The following is a 24,217-nucleotide window of genomic DNA, read 5'->3' as shown; positions in this document are numbered from 1 at the left end:
CAGAGATGGATAGCATCGTACGATGATCTCCATCCCGAACCTGACGCTCGCTTATCTGCTGCTCGAATGGGCGATACGGCTCATCATGGTGGTGGTCATTCCGCTGCGACGTCCGCCCGAAGCGGCACGCAGCTGGCTGCTACTGGTTCTGTTCCTGCCGGTGCCCGCCTTCATCCTGTACCGCCTGATCGGCCGCGCCGCGTTCCCGTCCTGGCGGCGGGATCGCTTCAGGCGTGCGGCGCCGGAGCGGGAGAGCGCCGCGCAGGCGCTAACAAGCAGTAAAAGCGCGCCTTCGCCGACAGCCGTGCTTGCACAATGGCTGGGCGGGTTTCCGAGCTGTGGTGGCAATGCCCTCTCTCTGCTGGAGGATTATGACGGTGCGATCGCCGCTATGGTGGCAGCGATAGATGCGGCCCATGTTCGGGTTCATCTGCTGACCTACATCTTGGCCGACGATAGGACGGGACTGAAAGTCGCAGATGCCCTTGGCCGCGCCCGCGCGCGGGGCGTTGATGTCCGCGTGCTGATCGATGCGCTAGGGTCGCGCCCCTGGGTGAAGCGCAGCCTGGCGATGCTGGCGGACCGAGGCGTCACCGCCCAGCTGGTCCTACCAGTTCGCTTCGCAGCGCTGCGCCGTGCGCGAAGCGATTTGCGCAACCACCGCAAGCTATGCCTGGTAGATGGCATGGTCGCTTTCGTCGGATCGCAGAATATCGTGAACCGTGATTTCAAACCCGGGATCGTCAATGACGAACTTGTCGCCCGGGTCGAAGGCCCGGTCGTCTGCGCGCTCGATGCCGTCTTTGCCAGCGACTGGTTTCTTGAGACCGAACAGACCATCGCGGTGTTGCCCTTGCCCGACGTCACCGGCGCCTCAGAGTTGCAGGCGATGCCCAGTGGCCCGGACTACCGCGTGCCAGGCTATGAGCGATTGCTCGTCGAACTCGTTCACGAGGCGCAAGAGAATATCACCATCGTCTCGCCCTATCTGATCCCCGACGAGGCCCTGCTGACCGCGCTCAAGAACGCGGTCGCACGCGGCGTCGCGATCGACCTTGTCGTTTCGCATGTTGTGGACCAGCGGCTCGTGAACCTTGCCCAGCGATCCTATTACACCGAACTGCTCGAGGCAGGCGTACGCCTCCACCGCTACCGCGACAGGTTGCTGCACGCGAAGAACGTATCGATCGATGGCCGCATCGCCGTCATCGGATCCAGCAACGCTGATGTCCGCTCCTTCATGCTGAATGCGGAGATCAGCCTGATCTTGCATGATGAAGCGTCCGCCGGACCTCTCGCGGATGTCCAACGGGGATACATCCGCCGAAGCGACCGACTTTTGCTGGAGGAATGGCGTGATCGCCCGCGTGTTTCCCGCTTCTGCGAAAATCTGGCTCGCCTCGTCAGTCCCTTGCTGTGACCTCACGCCTGCGGTGCCGGAAGTGTGCGGCAAGGCCGACGAGGAGCAGCACCGCGAGTACGGGCAGCAGAACATGGCCCACATCGCGGACGCGGCCAAAAGCGGCCTCGATGCCCTGACCGAACAGGTAACCCAGGGTCACGAAAACCGTCGCCCAGACCACGGCCGCCAATGCGTTGATAGCCATGAAGCGGGAGGCAGGAAGCGCTGTCGTGCCGATCGCGATGGGGCTGACAGTACGCAGGCCATACAGAAAGCGGAACCCGAACACGAACAGCACTGGCCGCTGCTCGAACACATCGATGGCGCGGCGGAACGCGGCCTTCTGCTGGACGCGCCGAACATAGCGATGATCGCGGAACCGGCGGCCGAGGGCAAAGAAGATCTGGTCCGCGATAAAGGATCCGAGTGCTGCCGCCGCGATGGCCGCCGGGTACGCGATCAGGCCACGATGGACCATCACGCCGCCCAGCACGACCACCGTCTCGCCCTCGATCCCGGCGCCGAGGAACAGAGCGGCAAAGCCGTACTGGCTAAGGACCGCTTCAAGCGTCACGGCTTCTGCCGCTGGACCACCGCGCCTGCCTCATCCGGCGCGCCGGAACGGATTACGAGGAAGCGGCGCTCTGCAGGCGCGGCGTCCTTGACGATCTGCCGGATCGGGCCAACCGCATTGACGATCGCCGCGCCTGCCGGATTGGTCATGAACTTGGCCAGCGGCTCGACCGTACCGGTACCATCCTGACGCGCCGCCAGACCCAGCGTAAAGGTCTGCTTGGGCGCCAGTCCGGCGACCGCGGCCTGCAGGATCTGCACCTGGCCCTGATCGAACAGCGACACCTGGCTCTGTCCCTGACCTTCCAGCACGACCTGCACTTTGCCCTGCGCCTTGGCGAGCGGCACGAGGTTGTCGAGGCCTTGCCCTGATGGCACGGCGCCGGGAACATAGGCGACGCCTTGCGGGCCCTGTCCGATCGGGATCGTGGCAATGACCTTGTTCGTGGCCGTATCGATGACGGCGACCGCATCGTCATTTTCCAGCCCGACATACATCCGGCTGCCGTCGCCTGACGGCCAAAGGCCGTGCGGCAGGGCGCCGACCGGCACCGAGGCAATTTCCGAAAAGTCGTCGGTGCGCAAGACCTTGACGATACTCTGCGTGCCGACCGTGACATAGGCGAACTGGCCTTTGGGTGTCCTGGCGATGTTGACGTGGTTGGTGATCGGCCCGGTGTCGATTGTCTTCCGCACGGCAAAGGGCGGCTTGGCATCGAAGACCATGACCTTGCCGACGTCCTTGAGCGTCAGCCATACCTGCTTGCCGTCAGGCGTGGCGGCGATGTCCGGGCAGAACGGGCTGTCCTGCTTCACACGGCCAACGATGCGCTTTGACCTGGTGTTGATGACGACGGTTTCCGGCGAGAAGCTGGAACAGACGTAGCCGTATTTCCCATCGGGCGAGAAGATCGTCATGCCCGGCCCGTTGGGCACGGCGATACGGCCCGTTTCCTTGAAGGTGGTCCCGTCGAGCACGGCGATATAATCCTCGCCGCGCACGCTCACCCAGACTTCACGGCCGTCGGGCCGGAAAAATGCTTCGTGCGGCGAGCGCCCGACATAGGCGGTGTGCTTCACGGCATTGGTCGCGGTATCGATGAAGCTGACCGAGTTGGACCCGATCGATACGACCGCCAGGGTCCGGCGATCGGGCGAGAAGCCCATGCCATGCACCAGAAGCTGGCCCCTATAGAGCGGGCTGAGATTTGCAGGCGTGGGATCACCGAGCTTGATGACACCCAGCAGCGTGTTCGTCGACGGATCGATGACCGATACCGTGTTGGAAAACTGGTCCGAGGTGTAGAAACGGTCCTGCGCACTGACTGCTCTGTCAGGCTGGGCATTGGGGACCTGCTGCGCAGTTGCCGGGAATGCGACCAGTGCAGCCGCTATAGGCAAGGTGCGCGACGCGATGCTCAGCGTCTTCTTCATTTGTCGTCTCCCATGTGATGGTGCGCGCCGGCAGCGGGGCCGGTCTTACCGGCGAGTATGTCCTGCATGACGGCGATCTCCTGCCGCTGCTCGACGATGATGCCCTGAGCCAGACGGCGCAGGCGTTCGTCTTTTCCGTACCTGAGTTCCGCCTCCGCCATCTCGATCGCGCCCTGGTGATGGGGAATCATCATTGCCGCGAAGTCGCGGTCCGGATCGCCGGTTGGCGCAATCATCATCGCATGGTGCATGCGCTGCATGGAGGCTGCCATTTGGCTTGCAAAGCCATCAGGCGATGCCGCCAGTGCGGCCGCCGATGCTGTTGCCGTGCAAAGGCCGGCCAATCCCCATAGCAGTTTCAAGTGAAGCCCTTTCGTCATGGCGTTCCGGCGATAACGCCCACAGCGGACGCGAGTGTCATCGTCGCAGCGTGCAACGGAAAAAATGCGAGTTGCTGAGGAGCAGGCGCGTCAACGCATGCGTTGCCTGTCGAACACATGGCGCAACACGGGCCATCGATCCAACCGATGGTTTTTGTAGTTTCAATAGGATTTGACGATCAATGGTCTGGCTGGATGATCCCGCGTTGATCGCCGAACGCAGCGCAGCACTTGGTGAGCCGCACATCGCACCGCTGGAGATATGGCGTGAGGGGCTCGTTGGCGCAGGACACCCGGTGCCGCATTTCGACCCGTTCGATGCCGGCATAGCTGCGCGCCTTCTCCTGCTTCTCGAAACGCCGGGGCCCGGGCCTGAGCGCACCCGCTTCGTGTCGCGGGACAATCCGTCAGGCACTGCCCGGAACCTTCGCCGCTACCTTGAGGCAGCAGACATTGACCGAAACGACATCGTTCAGTGGAACTGCGTGCCCTGGATCGTCCACTCTCCCGGGGCCCGCAATCGCGCGCTGCGCCGCGCCGAGATTGCCGAAGGCATCGCAACGCTTCACGGCCTGCTTGCGAAACTGCCGGGCGTGCGGGTCTGCATATTGGCGGGACGGGTGGCTGCGGGCGCGGAGGCGCTTATCAAAGAGGCACGGCCCGACGTATCGATCATCACTATGCCCCACCCCAGTCCGGCCAATGTCTGCACCAGTCCTGATGTCGGCCAACGGATCGCGAGCGCGCTGGCGGCCGCCAAGAACGTCCTGATCGAATGATCTTCCATTATGATTGGAATGATACAATCAATGCGTTGGAGTGATTGATCGGGCTGCGGTATCGATGGTGACAGGAGATCACCATGACCCTTGAACAATTACGCATCTTCGTAGGCGTTGCCGAACGCGAACATATGACGCGGGCTGCAGAGGCACTGGGCGTGACCCAGTCGGCCGCCAGCGCCGCGATTGCCACGCTGGAAGCCAGGCACGACGTTCCGCTATTCAACCGCGTAGGCCGCGGCATTGAACTGACCGAGGCGGGTCGCATGTTCCTCGACGAAGCACGCGCCGTCCTTGGCCGCGCCGCAACGGCGGAGCTGACGCTTGCCGAGTTCGGTGGTCTGAAGCGCGGAACCCTTCGCCTTGTCGCCAGCCAGACCATAGCCAGCTACTGGTTGCCTTCACGCCTAGCCCAATTTCACAGCCGGCACCCCGCGATCCGCGTCGAATTGGCAATCGACAACACCGAAGGTGCGGCAGCGCGGGTACTGGATGGCCGCGCGGAACTGGGGTTTGTCGAAGGTTCGATCGACCAGCCCGCACTCGCCCACTGGAAAGTCGGCGAGGACCGGATGCTGCTGATCTCGGGGCAGGCTGTTGATACCATCGACGAGGACTGGGTGCGCGGCGCCAACTGGATTGTGCGGGAGCACGGATCCGGCACACGATCGAGTTTCGAGGACATCCTGCGACAGCGAGGCATCGATCCGGCAGGCCTCAACATCGCCATGACGCTGCCGTCCAACGAAGCGGTTCGTTCTGCTGTCGAGGCCCGCGCGGGCGTCGCGGTCCTGTCCGAACTGGTGGTGCGCCGCGCGCTTGCAGCGGGGCATCTTCACGAATTGCCGCTCGCGATGCCTGCCCGTCCATTTGAAGCGTTACGCCACAAGGAGCGGTATCGCACTCGGGCGGCCGACGCGCTGACCGAACTGGTCAAGGAGTTTGGATGATGACCGCGGATATCAAGCCCATCCTCGAAGGGATGCGCCCACTCAGCCGGCTCGATCACCCGCGCGAGATGATCCGCCAGTTCACGCCCAACTGGTTTGCGGCCACCATGGGCACCGGCATCCTCGCGCTGGCACTGCCGCAGGTGCCGGGCATCGGCGCTTCGCTCAAGCCGGTGGGAGAAGTGCTGTGGTTCTTCAACATCGGGCTCTTTAGCCTTTTCACCGCGCTCTATACCGCCCGCTGGATCCTGTTCGGCCACGAAGCGCGGCGCATCTTCGGGCACAATACCGTATCGATGTTCATCGGCACGATCCCCATGGGCCTCGCCACGATCATCAACGGCTGCCTCGCATTCGGTATCGCGCGGTTTGGCGAGGGCATCGTGCCTGTCGCCACGGTCTTGTGGTGGATCGACGCCGCCATGGCGGTGAGCTGCGGTGTGCTGATCCCCTATTTCATGTTCACGCGCCACCAGCATTCGCTCGACGGTATGACGGCGGTGTGGCTGCTGCCAGTCGTGGCGGCAGAAGTGACGGCTGCCAGCGGAGGACTGCTGGCGCCGCATCTGGCGCAAGGCAGCGCGCAGTTCGGGATGCTCGTCACGTCCTATATCCTGTGGGCCTATTCGGTCCCGGTAGCTTTCAGCATCCTGGCGCTGCTGATCCTGCGCATGGCTCTGCACAAGCAGCCGCATGAGGGCATGGCCGCATCAAGCTGGCTAGCACTTGGCCCTATCGGCACCGGCGCGCTGGGCATGCTGGTTCTGGGCGGCGATGCCCCTGCGATCATGGCTGCGCATGGGCTGGCAGATGTCGGCGCTGTCGCTCAGGGTATCGGCACAATCGCCGGCCTGTTGCTCTGGGGGTTTGGCCTCTGGTGGCTGGCACTCGCCTCGCTCATCACCTGGCGCTACTGGCGGGCGGGTATCCCGTTCAACCTCGGCTGGTGGGGCTACACCTTCCCGCTAGGCGTCTTCACCGTCGCAACCTTTCGTCTTGGCACGACCCTGCACCTTGCCTTCTTCGGTATCGTCGGCGCCGTTCTGACCCTGGCGCTCGCCCTGATGTGGATGGTGGTCGCCGCCAAGACCCTGATTGGCGGATGGCGCGGCAATCTGTTCGTATCGCCCTGTATCGCCGCCACAAACTGATCGGGCATTGCGATCAGTCACAGCGTTCTGATCGCTTGCTTCTCACAGCAGCACCCGCCACCATTTTGCCCGAGAGGATACGACCATGGACAGACTGGATGCCGAGCTCGCGGCCGAAACAAGCCGCCGCCGTTTCCTGCAGAATGCCGCTCTCGGCGGGGCAGCTATCGCTGCCGCGCCCGCTCTGGCGCAAGGCATCACGCAGGGTCTGACCGACTTGCATCTGCCCGGCGGCAATGCGCAGCGCCCGATGACGAGCGCTTTTCCTGGCAAGGGCAGCATGATCCTCCAGCGCGTCCATCCGCCGTTGCTGGAAACGCCGATGGATGTGTTCGACCGAGATGTGTTCACCCCCAATGATCAGTTCTTCGTTCGCTGGCATTGGGCAGACATCCCTACCTCGATCGACGTCGATGCCTTCCGTCTCAACGTGCGAGGTCATGTCAACAAGCCGATCGCGATCAGCCTCGAACAGCTTATGCGCCTACCACGGGTCGAGATGGCCGCGGTGAACCAGTGCTCGGGCAATTCGCGCGGGCTGTTCCAGCCCCGCGTCCCCGGCGCGCAGTGGGGCAACGGTGCGATGGGCAATGCAAAGTGGCTCGGGGTGCGCCTGCGCGATGTGCTCGATCTGGCCGGGGTGAAGGCGGGGGCCGTCCAGGTTCGTTTCGGGGCGCTCGACCAACCCGTGGTTGCAGGCGCCCCTGACTTCGAGAAGGCGCTCGACATCGACCATGCCCGCGACGGGGAAGTGATGATCGCCTTCGGCATGAACGGGACGCAGTTGCCGCTTCTCAACGGCTTTCCGATCCGGCTGATCGTGCCGGGCTGGTATTCCACCTATTGGGTCAAGATGCTGAACGACATCGAGGTCCTGCCTGGGCCTGACGATGAATACTGGATGGCCAAAGCCTACAAGATCCCGGCAACGCCCGGCGCCAATGTAAAGCCTGGCGCCAAGGACTTCCCGACCGTTCCGATCAACCGCATGATCCCGCGTTCGTGGGTCACCGGTCTGGGCGAAGGTCAGCGGATCGCACACGAGGCTTCGATCCCGCTCGGCGGTATCGCCATGGGGGGTGACTGCGGCGTAGCGCGGGTCGATGTGTCCACCGACGGCGGTCGCCATTGGTTCGCGACGAAGCTGGGTCCGGATCATGGCAAATACAGTTTTCGGCGGTGGGACGCGCAGGTTCCCTTGCCCGGCCCCGGACAGACTGCACTCATGTCGCGCTGCTGGAACACTGCAGGCGTCGCACAGCCAATGGCGCCGATCTGGAACCCCGGCGGTTTTATGCGCGGCAATATCGAAACCACCACCATCGTGACGGCATAAGGAGCCCGGCATGAAACCGCCAACCCCAGGCATGCTGGCCGCCGGACTGGTCGGCGTCACTGTCTTCACTCTCATGATGGTGGGCCCTCCCGGCAGCTACACCCCGCCGCCCGAGCCCCAATCGACAGGGCCTGCACCCAGTAGCATTTCCGTGAACGGCTTTACCCTGACCTCGGATACTGTCGATCTTCCTATTGATGAGCAGCAATATCCCGATGGCCCTCATGCCGATGTCATCAATGCGAACTGCACGTCCTGCCATTCGGCCAGCATGGCGATGACCCAGCCCGTGCTTTCAGCGGACCAGTGGAAGGCCACGGTCACCAAGATGAAGGATGTCTACAAGGCTCCCGTGGCGGAGAAGGACATTCCGGCTATCGTCGATTATCTGACGGCAATGAGCGTCGCGCAGGATGGGGCGCCGACCGGAAAGGCTCAGGATACTGCGCCCGGCACCGCGCCGGATGTTTCTGGAGGAACCGGTTGAGGCGCAAAACTGCATAACATCTGCTTTCGGGCGCTACCCTCGGAGCATTGAGCGGCGGGAATGGGCGCGCAGCCGCCCGGCCGCTCAGTAGAATGGTAATGGCGGGTTTCGGCAGGAGAGGTCATTCAGATGCGCGCCGGTGAGCGGCAAGAGTTGGTCGACTGCCGTCGGCGGCTCGTGGGACTTAGCTGTCGTTCTCAGGTAATGAGCCGAACGGCAGTTCTTGTCCGGAGCCGACTACCGGCGTCCGCTCGGCTGGGCCGCAATGTGAGCAAGGCCGGCTAACTAGCCCAAGGGCCTCAATTGTTTCTGCGCAAATAATCGACGCCATCCTGCCGCAGTAGAACGAGTCTGGCTTGTCGCGAGCAGGCGGGCTACGATGTGCTCAACGTCGATCCGTCCAGCGCGCCATAATCCGCCCTAAGCCATCCACTCCGTTGCGTGGGGGAGTCGTTTGACTATGTTCCCTGGAGAGAGGGGGGCATATGCGCATCGATTTCGTTGAGGTTGCCAATTTCAGGAAGCTGATTTCGACACGAATCGGACTGTCGGCTGAGAAGACGGTGTTCGTCGGCGCGAACAACAGCGGCAAGACCTCCGCCATCACTGCGCTGCGCTACTTCCTCGTCGATTGGGAACGCTCCAGCTTCTGCTTCAACGACTTCACCCTTTCGCACTGGCCGGCGATCAACGCGATGGGCCAGAGCTGGGAAGATGCGCATGTCGCTGAAGCGCCGCTGCCGCCGCCAGCCTGGGACGATGTGCTGCCGTCGCTGGATGTCTGGCTCCACGTCGAGGAGCATGAGGTACACTATGTCCAGAAAATCCTGCCGACGCTGGATTGGGCGGGAGGACGCCTAGGCGTCAGGTTACGGTATGAACCGAAAGATGGTGAGCAGCTTCAGAAAGACTATCTGAGTGCCCGCAGCGACGCGCGAAAGCTGCAAGCCGCCGGCGCGGCACTCGCGCAGGAGAAGGGCGAAGCACCGGAAAATTTCCAGGTCGCGATCTGGCCCCAGTCTCTGGTCGAGTTCCTGCAGCGTCGTGTCTCGACCTATTTCGGGGTCAGAACCTATGTTCTCGACCCGGCGGCCTGCGTCGAACCCGAACATGGGCTGGCCCGGCCTCAGCAACTCTCGGGTGCCGACCCCATCGACGGTGACCCCTTCAAGGGCCTGATCCGTATTCACGAGATCAGCGCCCAACGTGGTTTTGGGCATGCTGGCGAGCAGGTGAGCGCGGAGGGCGAGACGAGCGCGAGCAGCGCGACCTCGCGGCGGCTCTCGGCGCAACTGCGCCAATATTACTCGCGTCATCTCGATCCGTATGAGAATCCGGATGCTCAGGATCTTCTGGCGCTAAGGGCGATCGAGGAAGCCCAAAAGGCGTTCAACCTGCGGCTGACCGACGGCTTCAAAAGCCCGCTCACCGAGATGGACACCCTCGGATATCCGGGGGTCACCGATCCTAAGCTCAGCATCTCGACGCGCATCCGGCCGGTCGAGGGCTTGAATCATGATGCCGCGGTGCAGTTCGTCGTTCCGATGCAGGACGGCGACAATTCGGTCGATCTGTTTCTACCCGAGGACTCGAACGGCCTCGGCTACCAGAACCTGATCTCGATGGTCTTCAGGCTGATGGCGTTCCGCGACAGTTGGATGCGGGTCGGCAAGGCCCAGCACAAGGCCGCCGAGGACGACATCATCGCCCCGTTGCACCTCGTCCTGATCGAGGAACCCGAGGTGCATTTGCACACGCAGGTGCAGCAGGTTTTCATCCGTCAGGCGTACAAGATCCTGCGCAACCACGAGCTGTTGCGCGCCAATCCGAACTTCATGACTCAGATGGTGGTGAGCACGCACTCGAGCCATATCGCGCATGAATGCAATTTCGAGTCGCTTCGGTATTTCCGCCGGTTGCCCGGCGGGCAAAAGACGATTCCAACGTCGTGCGTCATCAATCTGGAAAATGCGTTCGGCGGCGACCTGGATACCAAGCGGTTTGTCACGCGCTATCTGAAGGTCACCCATTGCGACCTGTTTTTCGCTGACGCCGCGGTTTTGATCGAGGGACCGGCGGAGCGCATCCTCGTGCCCAGTTTCGTGAATTCCCATGCCGAGTTCGCGAAGCTGTCAGAGAGTTATATTACTTGGTTGGAAATCGGCGGCAGCCACGCGCACAAGCTGCGCAGCCTGATCGAGAAAATCGGGCTTACTACGCTGGTGATCACCGATATCGATTTCAAGGATGCCGATGGCAACACAGCAGCGCCCGTGCGCGGGGCCGCGCACACGTCCGGCAACTACACTCTGCGCAACTGGTGGCCGGCGATCAGCGAGCTGGATGCTCTTCTCGACAAGCCCGAGGCCGAGAAGGAAAAGGCCTATGATGCCGAGCGCTTCAAGCTTCGGATCGCCTACCAGTGCCCGGTCGAGGTCGAATTCAAGGGAGCGACGACCGAGGCGCTGGCCTATACCCTCGAGGATGCCATCGTGGTCGGTAATCTCGACCTGTTCGCCGACCTTCCCGGGTCCGGGCTCATTGCGAAGTTTCGGGGAGCAATCGCCGACAGCGCCGATTTTGCCGCGCTCAGCACGGCGATGAAGCAGGCGCTGAAGAGCGGAAACAAAGCCGAGTTTGCGCTGGACTTGCTGGAGATCGAGAACCCCAGAGACCTGAGGCCGCCGCACTATATTCGCGAAGGCCTCCTCTGGCTCGGTACGCAGCTCGAACGGAAAAAGGCCGAACTGGGCCTCGCCCAGATCCTCGCGCTCGATCCCCCGCCCGATGAAGCACCGACGCCCGAGATCCCGCAATGACCGACGCTCCCGCCTTTTTGAACGTCACGCTCGATGACTATGTCGAAAGCCAGCTTGCGACGTATCTCGACCTGGAGCACCCGCAGAGCTTTTTCATGTTCGCCGGCGCGGGCTCGGGGAAGACGCGTTCCCTCGTCAACGCGCTTCGCCATGTCGCGGACAAGTATCGCGACGTCCTTCGGTTGCGGGCGCGTCATGTCGCGGTGATCACTTATACCAATGCGGCTTGCGATGAGATCACGCGACGCCTCGAGTTTAATCCGCTATTCGTGGTGCGCACGATCCACAGCTTCGCATGGATGCAGATCCAGAACTTCAATACCGACATACGCGTGTGGCTTCGAGACAATCTGCAGGCTGAGATCGAAGCCCTCACGATCGAGGAAGAGAAGGGCCGTGCCGGCACGAAGGCGTCTGCCGCGCGTCAGATCCAGATCGAATCAAAGCAGCGCCGGCTTGACCGATTGGACGAGATCAAGGTCTTCACCTACAATCCGAGCGGCGACAATCGCGAACGGAACGCGCTGAACCATGCCGAGGTCATCAAGATTTTCGCGGCATTTCTGCTCGAAAAGTCGCTCATGCAGCGCATGTTCGTGGAGAAATATCCGTTCCTGCTGATCGATGAGAGCCAGGATACGAGCAAGACGCTGATCGATGCGCTATTCGCGGTCCAGCAGGCGCACGCCGATCGGTTTTGCCTCGGGCTCATCGGCGACACGATGCAGCGCATCTATCTCGATGGTAAGGAACAGATCGAGCGAGATATCCCGGAAGGCTGGGCGTTTCCGGAAAAGCGCCTCAATCACCGCAGTCCGCATCGCATCGTCCGCCTCATCAACGACATCCGGGACGGCGCCGATACTCACAAGCAGGAGCCGCGCGACGATGCGGGTGAAGGCTGGGCACGGCTGTTCGCCTTCTCCAGCGACCTCCCGGACAAGCCGGCCGCCGAGGACCGGGTCCGCGCCTATATGGCGTCGCTGACCAGTGATGACGCGTGGAATGACCCGGCGAAATGCAAGGTTCTGACGCTCGAACATCACATGGCCGCCAAGCGGATGGGGTTCGAGCCCCTGTTCGAGGCGCTGGCTTCGGTTGACGAGTTTCGCACCAGCTTTCTGGACGGCAGCTTTCCGGCCACACGGTTTTTCACGCACTATGTGCTGCCGCTGGTTTCCGCTCATCAGCGCAACGACAAGTTCGCCATCGCGAAACTCATCCGAGATGCCTCGCCTCTGCTGAGCAAGGATAATCTGAAGGGATCTGCAAAGCCGCTCGATCAGCTTCGACTGGCGCAGTCCGCGATTGACAGTCTTTTGGCGCTCTGGACACCGGGAGAGCCTAGCTGCGCTGCCGTGCTCGAAAATGTCGCCGGCACCGGCTTGTTCCAGGTTCCGGAAAGTCTGAAGGCCGCGCTTGCCGCGCAGCGCGCAGACGAGATCGTGGACGCCGAGGATGAAGCCGCCGATCCTGTCGGCCGGAACCTCGAAGCGATACTGAATTTCCTCGGCTGCCCCTTTTCGGTCATTCCGCCTTATGCGGCCTATGTCGCCAAGGAAGCGGCGTTCGACACGCATCAAGGAGTGAAGGGCCTGGAGTTCGATCGGGTCATGGTCCTCATGGACGATGGCGACGCCCGAGGATTTCTCTTCGGATATGAGAAGCTGCTTGGCGCTAAGGCACCCAGCGCGACCGATCTAAAAAATGCCGAAGAAGGGCGCGATTCGGCAATCGATCGGACGCGACGGCTATTTTACGTGACCTGTAGTCGCGCCAAATCCAGCCTCGCACTGATTACCTATTCGGCCGATCCAGCCGCCGTGAAAGCGCATGTTGTTGCGGCTGGCTGGTTTCATGACGATGAGGTTGTTCTGGCGTTGCCCGAGAATCCGCAGTGATCGTGACCAGACGTTCATCGAGGATAGCGTGAAGGATCAGCTTTCTGCATCTAACTTCTCGGCCCTCTTGTCCGCGCTTCCCGCGAGCTTGCGCGATACTGGATGGTTCACGACAAAGGTTGAAGGGGTCGACCAGCAGATCGTCAACGCAGCTGAACAAATCTGCATCAAGCTCGGCACGGCTGTTCATGGACGGGGCGGTGTTGAGTTGGAGACCATAGCCCCATTACCACGGGAACTGGCTCATCCACGGTCGCTAAGTTCAGTACACGGCTTGGGGACGTTCCCACTGCACATCGAACTCAGCCATCGCATACGTCCGTGCCGATATGTCGTCTTGGCATGCTTGAACCCGGGTATCCCGTCTGTGGCTACGGCACTGCTTGACCGCCACCAGCTCGCGTTTTCGGCGGATGAGAAAGCCATGCTGCGCAATGCCGTCGTGCTGGTCCGCTCTGGCAGGCGATCTTTCTACTCCTCGATACTGCCGGCTGACGAGGCGTGGATGAGGTTCGACACCGGGTGCATGGAAGCATTTGACGCGCGCGGTCGTGCGGCCATCGAGATGGTCGAGGAGCTCCTCACGCGTTCTTCGCCGACCCTTCATCACTGGATCGCTGGTGGGATCTTAGTTATTGATAATTGGCGCGTTCTGCATGGACGCACGTCGGCCGAAGGTGCTGTTGGGCGCCGCCTTTCAAGGATGCTTGTTGATGGCTGATGACGTCTTTATCGCTATCAACAGCGAGGCGCTGCATGCGAAGTCCAAGGTCTACATGGGCCGCGCAATGATGCGGAAGGCGGCCGGTGACCTTGATGAGTACCAGCTCTGGGCGTCGCTCGCCCTCGAGCTTCTCGGAAAGGCAGCCCTCGCGCGACAGCACCCTTGCCTTGTCGTCGATCCCCAGCATGCCCCGTCTATGTTCGTAGCAGCCGGGTTCAACATCACAACTGACGTGAAGACGATTACCGCGAAGACCCTGTTCGAACGCCTGACACATCTCGTGCCGCGCTTCGACAAGCTGGTGCAGAAGTTCTGCATGGAGATCGCAGAGCGCCGGAATGCTGAACTTCATTCAGCCGATCTTCCCTTCAAGACGATGCGCCTTGAGGCTTGGGAGGAACGCTATTGGCACGCCTGCGACACCATACTGCGCCATATAGAGACTTCGTTGGAGGACTGGATCGGCGCCGCTGATGCCGCAGCTCCGCGTCAACTCCTGGCCGAGGCTGCCTTGGCCCTGACCGCTGCGGTAAAGCTGCTGGTCGAATCCCATCGGGCGGCTTTTCAGGAGCTGAAGAAGGCGGAAAGGGAGAATCTCCATGCACTCGCTGAGCTGCGCGAACCGGATAAGCAGACCGCTCTCTTCCCCGAGAGGTATGACGAAATCTGGACGGTATCCTGCCCGGCCTGCGCCTGTCGTGCGTTCGTTACAGGCGAGCAGACAGGCGAGGACATCACGAAAGAAGCGGACGAATACGGGATTTGGGAAACCGTCGATCGGGAATTCGTCGGTGAGGAGTTCAAGTGCCCCACTTGCGATCTCGCGCTCACCGGCAGTGACGAACTGGATGCTGCTGGGATCGACTACATTCATACCGATCAGCAGGAGCGAGAGATGGAATATGAACCGGACTATGGAAACGATTGATCGGACGGATGGGATGCCTCTCAACTGCCTTTATCAGCTTTGAAACCACTTTTGCGGGCATGGCCGGAAACAAATTCGAGTTTGTCGTCGAGCAGGAAGTTCATGTCCCCCGACGCGAGCCGCGCCGCCGCCTGATCCCGATCCAACCCCGCCACTTCGGGCAGCACCGGGAACGCCACCGTCATCAGATGGCCGAACAGCGCCTGATCGTATTGCCGGAACAGTGGTTCTGGTCCGGTGGCCCCGCCGATCAGCACGTCCTTCCGGTCCGCCGACACCTGGGTCCAGAAGCGCGGTCGGTTCACTAGATCGAGGTTCGCCATGGCAAAGTGGACTGCCAGCTCGCGGGCCTGGAAGCTGCTGACCGGGCCGTTGATCTTCTCGATGATCCACATGACGCGGGTAGTCGCGGCATGGGCGTCGTCGAACACGGCGATGATCCCAGTGCGGCCAAGCTGAAGATACAGGGTCTGCGCATCGGTTATCGTGAGGAGGTCGAAGTCACGCTCGCCCGCGTCGATTGGGAAGACATAGAGCGATCCGGTCGCCTCGGGCATGACGGTTGCGCCGATATGGAAGGCGCGCGCGACCGCATGGAGGTGGTGCATGTGCTCCCAGGTGTAGTCCACCGATATCGGATCGTCGCCGTCGTTAAAGTTGCGATGCTTCCGAAGCCGCCGGTCGTTCAGGTGCAGCTTGAGGAATATCAGCGCCATCCAGGTGAAGAGGTGCTGTCCACCGCCGCCGGCGACGTGGTTCTGAACGGCATCGCCCCCCGCTCGGACCAGCGGGCTGATGACGTCCTCGAACTCACGCGCCATTTCGGTGTTACAGTCCGCGCAGCACGGAATCGTGTAGTTGCCGTATACGGTCTGCCTGCCATTCGGCAGCGTGATCGCCTTCTTGTGCAGAGCAAAGGCGTGCAGCACCCAGTTGGGAACGATGTGCTCGTCGTTGAAGGTGTTGCCGGCGCGGGGCCGCCCGCAGACGAAGCACGACGATCCCTCGCATATCGCCTTGACGAACTCGGGCCAGGAGAAGAGCAGCACCTCTCCCGCTTCGTTACGGATGGAAACGTCCGGTGGCACTATTGCGACGGGAGACTTGGTCATCTTGCATACTCTTTGTGGGCCTTGAACCATATAGCCAGTCGCCGCCTGAGCGATGACGAATTCCGTCCGCCCGCAGCCATGCTCGTCTTGATCTACGGAAAGATGCGAACGACCATGCGAGCATGTTCGAACTCACCTCCTTCTCCGGATCGCTATCCGGTCATGGCCATAGCCACCCGATTGATTTCACCGCTGAGGTTGATGACGAAGGTGTGCTCTCTGTCCAGCTCGCGCGACTCCCATTCTCCGATACGGCCTATGGGCTCTATCACACGCCCGAGCCGACGGAGTTGCTGGACAGGATCGTGCTCGAGGGTATCGCCGAGAACGGCACAACCTTCCGATCTGACAGCTTCAGCATCCTTTACTTCAGCCACGGATCGATCGAGGGGCAGGAACTCGGCTTCCAGGGGCAGTGCGCCGTTGCTGACATCACGCGAACGATGGCGGGTCCGCACAAGCAGGCAAGCAAGCTGTGGCTGTTCCGGAAGTTCGGCACCATCCATCGTATCTCGAGGGAGACGCCGCTTGGGAAGGTCTGGGCTGGCGGAATGGACGAGAGCGCGGATTCGCAGAAGGCAAGCGGTTTCCTTCATCTGTTCGACCCCTCTGACACCGCCGACGATGCCTGGCTGGAGGAGTCGGAACGCTTCTTCATTCACGTCCTGCGCGTCATGTCCTTCGCATCGAGCAGCTATCTGATGCCCGTGGTCGAACGCGTCTTCAGCGGCACGACGGAGCGCATGCGCGTCGTGCGCCGAGGTCGGGCGGTCCGACCGGGCCTTGCCCCGTTCCCGCCCATCCACCTCGAACCGATCTTCGCCGTCGCTTGCGACACCTTCTCCACGCGAGCAGAAACCGTGGCCAAGCTCGACGCCGCGATCCGCTGGTTCGTGATGCCGGCCCCGACTTTCGAGTCGCAGCTCGTCAACGCGATGACGTCGATTGAGAACATCTTGGAGGGCGAGCTCGCCGCGGCGTCACGCCAGTTCGAGACGTCGAGCGCATTCAAGAAGAGGGTCAGCCCGCTTCGCAAACTGCTGACGGAGTCGGACGCGCCGTCCGGTATGATCGACAAGCTGCCCGAACTGAACCGCCGAGCCTTCCGTGAGCAGATCGAGGCGCTTGTCGCCGAATGGGGGATCGTCACGGACGACTTGCCCGACGGATGGTTGCCAGCACTGATCAAGGTCCGCAACCACATCGTCCATACCGGCGTGATCCCGGCAAACGTCGATACCGAAAGCGGAATTCCAGGCCATGTCATCTGGGCGCGAGAGATCGCGACGCGCTTGATCCTGCACATGCTCGGCTTCGTCGGCGGCTACCAGAGCTGGCTCCACCGGGACAAGACGCTGCATTTCCCCACCTGTCGACCGGTGGGATAGGTTTCCGCCGATCGGTTACGTTCAGGCAAGGAAGCTGTCGGGCCCGGTGCCGGCGAGCTTTCTTCCGTCCACTCCATAGACCCCGGCGATGTCCTCGATTGAACCGATGTCTATGAAATAGTCCTTCGCGGCGATGGCCGGGCCGTGACCTGGATCGAGTACGAGACGGTGCTCCCGCTGATATGCGAAGCGCATCGCCTTCATCGTGACGGGCGAGATGTCGCCACTCTCCGGGTGATAGACGTCGAAGTATTCCACGACGGTGCCTGCGAGGTGAACGTGCGGCAGGGCCGAGGCAATCTTCATACCGGCCCGCCGCCTGAATTCGACCGGATCGAATATCGCCAGCATACCGTCATCGCCTTGGCCGCCGGGGAACTCGTCGAACAGGCGCGGATCGAAATCCGTGCTGGCGCAGAGCATCCAGTATGGAAGGTCGACCATGTCAGCTGTCATCCGCCTGGTGTCGAACGAGACGTCGCTCAGCGCTTTGATCGGCCTGCCGTCGAGAGTGGTGATGGTCACTCGGTTGCCGGCCCGTTTGTACCCCTTGCTCATCTCGTCGTCGGCCCGGGCCTCGTCGTTTTCCATCGCCTTGTAGCCCAACGCCGGCGCGAAGCGAAGCTGCCCCTGTTCCAGCGCCTTCATCAGGTAGGGGATGCGGCTGAGCCGGAACAGCTTCGGTGAAGCTCCCGCATGGATGCCGAGGAACTCGTCTTGGAGACGTGGCCCGGGCGGAATCTCGCGCGTGAGCTGGACGGCCAGCCCGCGCCGCTTGAATTCGGAAAGTGTCCAGTGCCGTAGCCGGAGCCACCACCAAGGGCTGAGCCAGCCCTTTTCAGGCTGCCAGTCGTCCCGCGGTCCGTCTGGATCGTCGAGATACTGGATGTTGGAGTTGATGCCTTCCAGGCGGGCTTGGAGCGCGTCGTCACTGACATGCTGAAGCGGGCGCGGCTCGACGCTCCGATCGTTCCATTTCTCTTTGGGTAAGCACTGCACGCGCTCGGTGAAGTCCCACAACGCGGGATCCCAGCGACTCTGCTGACTGCGTCTTTCGATGATCTGGTCGATGATGGTCATGTCATGTCGATGGTAAATCATCACCGACCAGCGCGCCACGACTGTCGCTATCCCCGCCGCCTGCCGATGGTCGTCCGCGTGATCGACGTGAAGGTCGACCCGCGGAGTTCGCGGGCTCGGCTACAGCGGAATATCAGACGGTGCACTCCCAACTTATCCGACATGGTTTCCGTTGTCCTAACGGTGCTCATCGCTGTTGACGGTTAGGCGCGGATTGTGGACGAAAAGCGGCTTGCGGCCAGCGCTTACTCACGAGGCCCACCCATCACGTACCAGTCGGCTGGCGGCTACGCTCGCTCGCACTCCGATGGCCGTCGCGAAAACACTGGACATCGGCTTTTGACGAAAGCCGCCGTTGGAGGATCGACCAACGAATGACGCAATCTGGTCGTATGCAGCGCTCTATCTGAACGTCTGGATTATGGGAGGGCCATCAGTGGAGCTATTGGCTACCCCAACACGGAGGCCTGTCTCACCTTGCGAAGGAAGTCGGTGATCAGCACATTGTCATCAATGGCTGAGACGAGGTGGGGCCGCAGCGTCCGGACCGTTGCAGTGTTCTTAAACCACGCGTGGAAATGCTCAGCCTCCCCAAGTGACTGGAGCGCGAGCGTAACCGCAAACGGCCCTTCGACCTCTTGCTCGTCAAGGAAGTCCGACAGCGATTGGAGATACCGTCTGCTTTCCTGCTCGAACTCGTGAAGCGCCAGCCGGCCTTCCCCGGTTCGTTCCTGCAGCGCGAAAGATACATGGGCGTGAATGAACCAGTCGTCACGGATGAAGAGCCGTTCGATTCCTTGCGATCGCAGATCGTGTATCAGCACCTGATGGCCGTCTTCGCAGGCCTTGAACCAGCCCCGTGAATGCTCGTGGAAGCACGGTGCGGATGACCGGACGTAGTCCGATTGGGCGAATGGCCGTCGCAAATGATCGAAATGCTCACGAGGCAGAATGCCTATGCGAAGCGATCGACCTTGCTCGACCACATTACTGGCCGCCAATTTCGCATCCTCGTCGGCCGTCAGCTGATCGAGTGTGCGCAGCCACTGCAACTCGTCCACGAACCGGCTGCGAAGCATGCCTGGGTCGATAGGGAGATTCCTCGACCCCGATCGGATCATATACCCACCGGTCACACGATTCATGAACGGTCCGCCGATATGGCTCGGAATACGGATATCGAGGATGAACCCACTTTCGCCGTGAAGTGGCACGACGTCTACATCGACTGGCGTCGGCGTGATGCCGTCCTGGATGATCGTTTGTAGGCGCAACGCGATCTTGTCGGCATCGCCCTCGATCGGCCGAAAGCTTTCGAAGCGCCCCGCGCGTTCCTCGACGCCCACGATGATCCGGGCGGCACCGCGGTTCAGGAACGCAACGACATCATCGAGCAGGCGGACCTTGGCGGCGGGCTGGTCAAGATCGATCTGCCGCTTGAAATCGAGGTACTGCCCCTCTTGGAGATCGCCGCTTTGGATCTCAGCCAGGCTGAGTGGCACAACCGTGCTGCGCCTCGATCTGGGATACATTGGATCGTCCGTGGTGGTGACTTTAATCACGAGGCTTCCCGGTTCATAGCTAGTTGGAGCAAGCCTCGGAGGCCGCTGCCTACGGCTTCTCAATATCGATATATTCCATGTCGATCGAGAATTGACCGTCGATGACCGGCTGAAAAAAGTGCCAGCTGTCTGTCGCGGTATCAGCGAGGAACACGTAGTCGGGCCAGTCGTCCCTCCCCGCGAGGGCAGCATTGAGAGCCTCGGCAATCACGATGTGATTGCTCAGCGCGATATCCGACCATTCCAAGATTAAAAACGTCGTATCGCCGTCGTCAGCGCAGGCGCAAAGTTTCGGCAGTTTCTTGTTCAGGGCCGTCTTCACGCGCACCAGACGGAGTTGCTCGACATCCTCGCCGACTGCTCGCGAAAGAAATAGCGCGCCATCGTGGCGATCGGTCTCCGACCAATGCACGCGCAGTGACAGCTCCATCGGGATGCCTTCAATCTCGGTTGTCCGTGTACCGCGATATCCGTGCGGGGACCGGTCGCGATCCTTGCGTTCGGGGCATTCGTCGTGGAGGTCATTTGCGGCACTAATGATCCAAGCCGAAATTTTTTCACGCAATTCCGCATGGGTTCGCCGATGCTTCCCCTGTGTTGGGTGGACCGGGAAAACGAGCACATAAGTTCCTGGGGTCGGCAAATTTCCATTGAGATCGGCTTCGATCGCAGCCGTCAGCTCGATGAACTCCTTGCCAGTCTGGATCGCCATCGGAAATGGTTCAAGGAGCGTATGTTCGATTGCAATACGGCGATCGCCGAGGCGCAAGCGCATCTCGACAGGCGGTCCGGACCCGTCCGTCTCGGGGAAGGTCACGTCGCTCCGTGTCGTCCCGAAGTCTTCTTCCAGCAGCCGTACAAGCGCTTCACAGAGAGCTTTCTCGTTGTCCATACGCCGAAGTAGCACAGCCACGATTTTATCGCGACGAACGTCATACCTTCCGCTTCTTGCCTTCAAACCCGTCCTTCACGTCATCGATCCAAGCTACTACCTCACGATCGCTCCAGCGCGACGCGAAGGGAGATATCTTGTACGGCGCGGGGAATCTGCCCTCTTGGATCAAACGATAAATCATCGACTTTCCCAAGCCGACGCGGCGTTTCACTTCGTCGATCCGAATGAGGCGATCGACAGATTGCTCCACGTCGCTCATTTCGTCGTCGCTCTCGTTCGCGCGAAGCTCCGATCGCTCTCGAGGAACGCGACCAGCATCGCCGGGATCAGTTCGGCAACGGGCTCCTCCACCCCATAGGTCGAGGCGTAGAGGTTCGCGTAGGATTGAAGAGCGGACTGCAAATCCGGCGTGATTGTGATTGCGAGCTTCACAGGCGTGCGGTCGGGCAGCTTGCCAAGCTTGAGGTCGGCCATGTTAGCTTACCTTTCCGCGCCAAGGCGCGAGAATGAGATCCCGGGTCACCAGCACGCGCACGGGCGCGCCGGGGCGGATCGTGATTGTCGGTTGGATATCGAGGTTCCGCTGCGTAATCTGGTCGCCAGCACGCGCCGTATTTGTCTGCGCGGACTGACGAATGGCCTGCACGAGGTCATTCTCGCCACTGATCGTCACCTCAGAACCGCCGCCGAGCAATGTTGCGATCGCCACTCCCTTAAGCAGCGTCCAAGTATGGAAATCCACCTTGTCAGCGATACCGGCATATCCGCCGGCATCGGTCGCCGGCATGTTATCTAGCCGGACCGCACTGCCGTCGGGCAGGATTAGGCGCTGCCAGATGACCAACGCCCGTCGCTGCCCGAACGCGACAACAGAATCATACTTGCCAATCAGCCGGGCACCCTGCGGCACGAGCAGGATATTGCCTGTGACGGTATCGAAGACGTTCTGGGTCACTTGCGCTGTGACCATCCCCGGCAGGTCGGAATTGAGCCCCGTAATGAGGCTCGCCGCGATCACGCTCCCGGAAAGCAGGCTGTTGGGTGATACGGGAGGCACCAGCCCGCCTGAGTTGAGATCGCTGCCAGTGTCGCGGGTCGTGGCGAACTGCTCCTTCCGGGTGCTAGTCGGCGTCGAACTCGCGGTTTGCGCGTCTGTCGAGGACGGCGCACCATCAGATGCTGTCGGTGCAGCTGGTCCCCGGCCGGTCGTGGTCTGCGCCATCAATCCGGATTCCCGCGCTGCCTTGATCTCGGCAAGTCGCTGCTGACGAGCCGCCGCCTCGGTATCGACCGAGGTGGGCGCCGCAGTCGCCTCGGCCCTCTCTTGCGCGCGAAGGATCGGTCGGCCGAGATCGCCCGGCAATGGCGGGCCTAGCTTGGGCGCTTCGCCGTAGCTGGCCGGCAATCCCGACAGCGCATCCGAAGCCGGCTTCGCCATCGGCTGGGACAGCTCGCTTTCTTGGGCAACTTGCCGGAACACCTGCGGCTTCAATGCCATCCATGCGACGCCGATCAGGCTGGCCGAGCCGAGTGCCGCAGCGCCGATGATGGCACCCCGACGGAACCGGATTGCCCGTGCCGGCCGCGACCGGATGCTCAGCGTTTCGGGATCGACCTTCGGCGTCGTGATCGGCGGGTCGGTGACGGGCGTGTCGGTCATGCGCCCCTCCGCTTCGCGGGACGCGACACGCGATCAATGCGGACGATCTGCTGTTTCTTGAGACCGAGCCGCAGTTCGGCAGCGTCGAAAATCCGGTCGACGATGTAGAAGCGATCACGCAGCCGATAGTTGACCAGCTCCGCCTTGCCGTCCGCCCCGACGACGAACAGCGGCGGCGCCTCGCCATTGGCGAGTGACGCAGGGAACTCGACATAGGTTTTCGACCCATCGTCGAAGACGCGCAGCGGGCGCCACGCCGGCCGATCGCCGCTGATCGTATAGTTGAAATGAAGCTGCTCGATCGCCAGACCCGTAGCCACTGGAGCGATGGCCTGGGCGGCGTCCGCTTTCCGCCTCAGCGCCAGCAGCTCGTCTTGCGGATAGGTCCACCGCATCGAAGACAAAGCTGTCGCCGAGGTGCTGACCAGCCGGACATGATATGCGCGCCTGTCAGTCGTGATGACGAGGTTAGTGAGCAATCCGGCCGAGAACGGCTTCACCAGAACATGTGTCTGTTTGCCATCCCCCGAACCGCTCGTCGTGTCGCCAATCACCCAGCGAGCGGTATCGCCGCTTGCGACCGCGACGAGATTCTCGCCAGGCTGGAGCATGATGTCGGTGACGAGCCCGGGCGCGGCATAGACCTGAAAAATCGTGCCATCGCTGAACGGATAGACCTGCGCCCCGCTGACGAACCCGGTCGAAGCCGGCTCGATCGTGGCGTTGCGTGTTGCCGAGCGGACGGTCTTGAGCGGTGATACGGGGCGCTCCTGCGCGAGCGCAGGACACGAGAGAAGCATTCCGGCGATCGCCGGCAGAATTGTGGCCTTCATGGGTTCTTCTCCTGCGAATTGAACAGGCTTGGCGCGCTCGACTGGCTGTCGAGCGTGGGATCGAGCGGCGACCCGAGCGGTAGGTTCGGCTCTGGTTGCGGTGCCGGCCTGGTCGCCTGCGGCGATGGCGAAGCCGTGTCGAGCTCGCGGCTCCAGTCGATCGCGTCGACATAGATGCCGAGTGGGTTCTTGCGCAGCACATCGGCCGAGACGGGCGGACGAATGACGGTCGTAAGGATGGCGGTCCAGCGACTAATCCCAGCCTGCGACCCGCGCTCGAACGCCGTCTCCGTCCATTTCACCTGGAACGACTTTTCCGAGGCGCGAACGACGCTGGTCACCTGCACCGACACTGTGCGCTCGCCGACATTGGCGAACGGCGATGCCGATCGGGCATATTCGCCGAGGAACTGCGCGCCGCGCTTGGTCGCGAAGTCATAGGCTTCCAGCCAATCGCGCCGCATCAGCACCGGGTCGAGCGATACCGATCGGATGTTGGTGATGAAGTGCGAGAGGTGCCACGCGACCTGCGGATCGGTCGGCTGATAGGCGGCATCGGCCGCCTGCACCGCGCGCGCCTCGCCGAGCCGATCGACCTCCACGACATAAGGTGTCACGCGGCTCTGCAGCGACTGCCATGCGAGACCTGCCGAAGTGCCTGCGGTCAGTGCGAGGCATCCGAACGCCATCAGCCGCCAGTTGCGCGCCTGCACCCGTGCCGAGCCGATCCGCTCGTCCCAGAGTTGCCCGGCACGCTGATATGGCGTCTCGGGAGGTGGCGTGCGCCCGTAGCGCTGCGCACTTCGCTTGAAGAACATGG

Annotated in this window: 23 protein-coding genes; 11 read left to right on the top strand and 12 right to left on the bottom strand. The window is 61.8% G+C overall.

Features of this window, described 5'->3' with window-relative positions; translation table 11 throughout:
- Positions 1 to 22: 22 nt before the first annotated feature.
- Complete coding sequence (locus GGR39_RS14915) at positions 23 to 1,420, top strand: phospholipase D-like domain-containing protein (protein WP_183618092.1); 1,398 nt, start codon at positions 23 to 25, stop codon at positions 1,418 to 1,420.
- Here the strand turns inward: GGR39_RS14915 and GGR39_RS14910 are convergent.
- From GGR39_RS14910 to copM, 3 genes are read right to left on the bottom strand one after another with little or no spacing between them, the layout of a single operon-like run.
- Positions 1,404 to 1,976, bottom strand: coding sequence for a VTT domain-containing protein (locus GGR39_RS14910; RefSeq protein ID WP_183618090.1), 573 nt, complete (start codon positions 1,974 to 1,976; stop codon positions 1,404 to 1,406). The genes GGR39_RS14915 and GGR39_RS14910 overlap by 17 nt on opposite strands.
- Complete coding sequence (locus GGR39_RS14905; protein WP_183618088.1) at positions 1,973 to 3,409, bottom strand: YncE family protein; 1,437 nt, start codon at positions 3,407 to 3,409, stop codon at positions 1,973 to 1,975. Before GGR39_RS14905 ends, GGR39_RS14910 begins: the two co-directional genes overlap by 4 nt.
- Positions 3,406 to 3,789, bottom strand: coding sequence for a CopM family metallochaperone (gene copM, locus GGR39_RS14900; RefSeq protein WP_183618086.1), 384 nt, complete (start codon positions 3,787 to 3,789; stop codon positions 3,406 to 3,408). Before copM ends, GGR39_RS14905 begins: the two co-directional genes overlap by 4 nt.
- 182 nt (positions 3,790 to 3,971) lie before the next feature.
- On the opposite strand from copM, the gene GGR39_RS14895 reads away from it, so the two are divergent.
- The 9 genes from GGR39_RS14895 to GGR39_RS14855 all read left to right on the top strand — a co-directional run bounded on the left by GGR39_RS14895 (position 3,972) and on the right by GGR39_RS14855 (position 14,867).
- The gene (locus GGR39_RS14895) at positions 3,972 to 4,568 is read left to right on the top strand and encodes a uracil-DNA glycosylase (RefSeq protein ID WP_183618084.1); all 597 of its coding nucleotides are present in this window, start codon (positions 3,972 to 3,974) and stop codon (positions 4,566 to 4,568) included.
- A gap of 83 nt (positions 4,569 to 4,651) precedes the next feature.
- Entirely contained in the window at positions 4,652 to 5,521 is an 870-nt protein-coding gene (locus GGR39_RS14890) for a LysR family transcriptional regulator (RefSeq protein WP_183618082.1), read from the top strand.
- Positions 5,521 to 6,672 carry a TDT family transporter gene (locus GGR39_RS14885; protein WP_183618080.1) on the top strand — a complete coding sequence of 384 codons (1,152 nt, stop codon included), beginning with the start codon at positions 5,521 to 5,523 and terminating at the stop codon, positions 6,670 to 6,672. The genes GGR39_RS14890 and GGR39_RS14885 overlap by 1 nt, the downstream gene beginning before the upstream one ends.
- An 85-nt stretch (positions 6,673 to 6,757) precedes the next feature.
- Positions 6,758 to 8,008, top strand: a complete 1,251-nt coding sequence (locus GGR39_RS14880; protein WP_183618078.1) for a molybdopterin-dependent oxidoreductase — start codon at positions 6,758 to 6,760, stop codon at positions 8,006 to 8,008.
- A gap of 10 nt (positions 8,009 to 8,018) precedes the next feature.
- The gene (locus GGR39_RS14875) at positions 8,019 to 8,495 is read left to right on the top strand and encodes a hypothetical protein (RefSeq protein WP_183618076.1); all 477 of its coding nucleotides are present in this window, start codon (positions 8,019 to 8,021) and stop codon (positions 8,493 to 8,495) included.
- 485 nt (positions 8,496 to 8,980) lie between these two features.
- Positions 8,981 to 11,314: an AAA family ATPase gene (locus GGR39_RS14870; protein WP_183618074.1), complete on the top strand. Its 2,334-nt coding sequence runs from the start codon at positions 8,981 to 8,983 to the stop codon at positions 11,312 to 11,314.
- Positions 11,311 to 13,215: a UvrD-helicase domain-containing protein gene (locus GGR39_RS14865; RefSeq protein ID WP_183618072.1), complete on the top strand. Its 1,905-nt coding sequence runs from the start codon at positions 11,311 to 11,313 to the stop codon at positions 13,213 to 13,215. The genes GGR39_RS14870 and GGR39_RS14865 overlap by 4 nt, the downstream gene beginning before the upstream one ends.
- On the top strand, positions 13,148 to 13,936 hold the full coding sequence (locus tag GGR39_RS14860; RefSeq protein ID WP_246388770.1) for a TauD/TfdA family dioxygenase: 789 nt from the start codon (positions 13,148 to 13,150) through the stop codon (positions 13,934 to 13,936). The genes GGR39_RS14865 and GGR39_RS14860 overlap by 68 nt, the downstream gene beginning before the upstream one ends.
- The gene (locus tag GGR39_RS14855; protein WP_183618070.1) at positions 13,929 to 14,867 is read left to right on the top strand and encodes a hypothetical protein; all 939 of its coding nucleotides are present in this window, start codon (positions 13,929 to 13,931) and stop codon (positions 14,865 to 14,867) included. Before GGR39_RS14860 ends, GGR39_RS14855 begins: the two co-directional genes overlap by 8 nt.
- A 20-nt stretch (positions 14,868 to 14,887) precedes the next feature.
- On the opposite strand, the gene GGR39_RS14850 is transcribed toward GGR39_RS14855, so the two are convergent.
- Positions 14,888 to 15,979, bottom strand: a complete 1,092-nt coding sequence (locus tag GGR39_RS14850) for a hypothetical protein (protein ID WP_183618068.1) — start codon at positions 15,977 to 15,979, stop codon at positions 14,888 to 14,890.
- A gap of 122 nt (positions 15,980 to 16,101) precedes the next feature.
- Here GGR39_RS14850 and GGR39_RS14845 point away from each other — a divergent pair, with 122 nt between their 5' ends.
- The gene (locus GGR39_RS14845) at positions 16,102 to 17,367 is read left to right on the top strand and encodes a hypothetical protein (protein ID WP_183618066.1); all 1,266 of its coding nucleotides are present in this window, start codon (positions 16,102 to 16,104) and stop codon (positions 17,365 to 17,367) included.
- 21 nt (positions 17,368 to 17,388) lie between these two features.
- Here GGR39_RS14845 and GGR39_RS14840 read toward each other — a convergent pair whose 3' ends face one another.
- The 8 genes from GGR39_RS14840 to trbF all read right to left on the bottom strand — a co-directional run bounded on the left by GGR39_RS14840 (position 17,389) and on the right by trbF (position 24,215).
- On the bottom strand, positions 17,389 to 18,447 hold the full coding sequence (locus GGR39_RS14840) for a hypothetical protein (RefSeq protein ID WP_183618064.1): 1,059 nt from the start codon (positions 18,445 to 18,447) through the stop codon (positions 17,389 to 17,391).
- A gap of 449 nt (positions 18,448 to 18,896) precedes the next feature.
- Complete coding sequence (locus GGR39_RS14835; protein WP_183618062.1) at positions 18,897 to 20,009, bottom strand: RNA-binding domain-containing protein; 1,113 nt, start codon at positions 20,007 to 20,009, stop codon at positions 18,897 to 18,899.
- Between the two features lie 49 nt (positions 20,010 to 20,058).
- A complete protein-coding gene (locus tag GGR39_RS14830) occupies positions 20,059 to 20,901 on the bottom strand; it encodes a hypothetical protein (RefSeq protein WP_183618061.1) in 843 nt (280 codons plus the stop codon).
- A 40-nt stretch (positions 20,902 to 20,941) separates the two neighbouring features.
- The gene (locus tag GGR39_RS14825) at positions 20,942 to 21,163 is read right to left on the bottom strand and encodes a helix-turn-helix transcriptional regulator (RefSeq protein WP_183618059.1); all 222 of its coding nucleotides are present in this window, start codon (positions 21,161 to 21,163) and stop codon (positions 20,942 to 20,944) included.
- On the bottom strand, positions 21,160 to 21,378 hold the full coding sequence (locus tag GGR39_RS14820; protein ID WP_183618057.1) for a DUF2274 domain-containing protein: 219 nt from the start codon (positions 21,376 to 21,378) through the stop codon (positions 21,160 to 21,162). The genes GGR39_RS14825 and GGR39_RS14820 overlap by 4 nt, the downstream gene beginning before the upstream one ends.
- A gap of 1 nt (position 21,379) precedes the next feature.
- Positions 21,380 to 22,564, bottom strand: coding sequence for a TraB/TrbI/VirB10 family type IV secretion system protein (locus GGR39_RS14815; protein ID WP_183618055.1), 1,185 nt, complete (start codon positions 22,562 to 22,564; stop codon positions 21,380 to 21,382).
- Positions 22,561 to 23,397 (bottom strand): P-type conjugative transfer protein TrbG, encoded by an 837-nt coding sequence (gene trbG, locus GGR39_RS14810; RefSeq protein ID WP_183618053.1) that lies wholly within the window; start codon positions 23,395 to 23,397, stop codon positions 22,561 to 22,563. The genes GGR39_RS14815 and trbG overlap by 4 nt, the downstream gene beginning before the upstream one ends.
- Positions 23,394 to 24,215, bottom strand: a complete 822-nt coding sequence (gene trbF, locus GGR39_RS14805; RefSeq protein WP_183618051.1) for a conjugal transfer protein TrbF — start codon at positions 24,213 to 24,215, stop codon at positions 23,394 to 23,396. Before trbF ends, trbG begins: the two co-directional genes overlap by 4 nt.
- Between the last annotated feature and the right edge of the window lie 2 nt (positions 24,216 to 24,217).

Source organism: Novosphingobium fluoreni, from assembly GCF_014196615.1.
In the GTDB taxonomy this organism is placed as follows: Bacteria; Pseudomonadota; Alphaproteobacteria; order Sphingomonadales; family Sphingomonadaceae; genus Novosphingobium; species Novosphingobium fluoreni.
Note: the sequence above shows the minus strand (reverse complement) of the source record. Positions and strands in the feature narration are given on the sequence as shown.

Bases quoted from the DNA above. Each gene is read 5' to 3' on its own strand.
- GGR39_RS14870 (WP_183618074.1), top strand. From the start codon at position 8,981: ATGCGCATCGATTTCGTTGAGGTTGCCAATTTCAGGAAGCTGATTTCG.
- GGR39_RS14875 (WP_183618076.1), top strand. From the start codon at position 8,019: ATGAAACCGCCAACCCCAGGCATGCTGGCCGCCGGACTGGTCGGCGTC.
- GGR39_RS14895 (WP_183618084.1), top strand. From the start codon at position 3,972: ATGGTCTGGCTGGATGATCCCGCGTTGATCGCCGAACGCAGCGCAGCA.
- GGR39_RS14905 (WP_183618088.1), bottom strand. From the start codon at position 3,409: ATGAAGAAGACGCTGAGCATCGCGTCGCGCACCTTGCCTATAGCGGCT.
- GGR39_RS14860 (WP_246388770.1), top strand. From the start codon at position 13,148: ATGTTGTTGCGGCTGGCTGGTTTCATGACGATGAGGTTGTTCTGGCGT.
- GGR39_RS14865 (WP_183618072.1), top strand. From the start codon at position 11,311: ATGACCGACGCTCCCGCCTTTTTGAACGTCACGCTCGATGACTATGTC.
- trbG (WP_183618053.1), bottom strand. From the start codon at position 23,397: ATGAAGGCCACAATTCTGCCGGCGATCGCCGGAATGCTTCTCTCGTGT.
- copM (WP_183618086.1), bottom strand. From the start codon at position 3,789: ATGACGAAAGGGCTTCACTTGAAACTGCTATGGGGATTGGCCGGCCTT.
- GGR39_RS14830 (WP_183618061.1), bottom strand. From the start codon at position 20,901: ATGGACAACGAGAAAGCTCTCTGTGAAGCGCTTGTACGGCTGCTGGAA.
- GGR39_RS14850 (WP_183618068.1), bottom strand. From the start codon at position 15,979: ATGACCAAGTCTCCCGTCGCAATAGTGCCACCGGACGTTTCCATCCGT.
- GGR39_RS14915 (WP_183618092.1), top strand. From the start codon at position 23: ATGATCTCCATCCCGAACCTGACGCTCGCTTATCTGCTGCTCGAATGG.
- GGR39_RS14885 (WP_183618080.1), top strand. From the start codon at position 5,521: ATGACCGCGGATATCAAGCCCATCCTCGAAGGGATGCGCCCACTCAGC.
- GGR39_RS14880 (WP_183618078.1), top strand. From the start codon at position 6,758: ATGGACAGACTGGATGCCGAGCTCGCGGCCGAAACAAGCCGCCGCCGT.
- GGR39_RS14820 (WP_183618057.1), bottom strand. From the start codon at position 21,378: ATGGCCGACCTCAAGCTTGGCAAGCTGCCCGACCGCACGCCTGTGAAG.
- GGR39_RS14825 (WP_183618059.1), bottom strand. From the start codon at position 21,163: ATGAGCGACGTGGAGCAATCTGTCGATCGCCTCATTCGGATCGACGAA.
- GGR39_RS14890 (WP_183618082.1), top strand. From the start codon at position 4,652: ATGACCCTTGAACAATTACGCATCTTCGTAGGCGTTGCCGAACGCGAA.
- GGR39_RS14855 (WP_183618070.1), top strand. From the start codon at position 13,929: ATGGCTGATGACGTCTTTATCGCTATCAACAGCGAGGCGCTGCATGCG.
- GGR39_RS14815 (WP_183618055.1), bottom strand. From the start codon at position 22,564: ATGACCGACACGCCCGTCACCGACCCGCCGATCACGACGCCGAAGGTC.
- trbF (WP_183618051.1), bottom strand. From the start codon at position 24,215: ATGTTCTTCAAGCGAAGTGCGCAGCGCTACGGGCGCACGCCACCTCCC.
- GGR39_RS14840 (WP_183618064.1), bottom strand. From the start codon at position 18,447: ATGACCATCATCGACCAGATCATCGAAAGACGCAGTCAGCAGAGTCGC.
- GGR39_RS14845 (WP_183618066.1), top strand. From the start codon at position 16,102: ATGTTCGAACTCACCTCCTTCTCCGGATCGCTATCCGGTCATGGCCAT.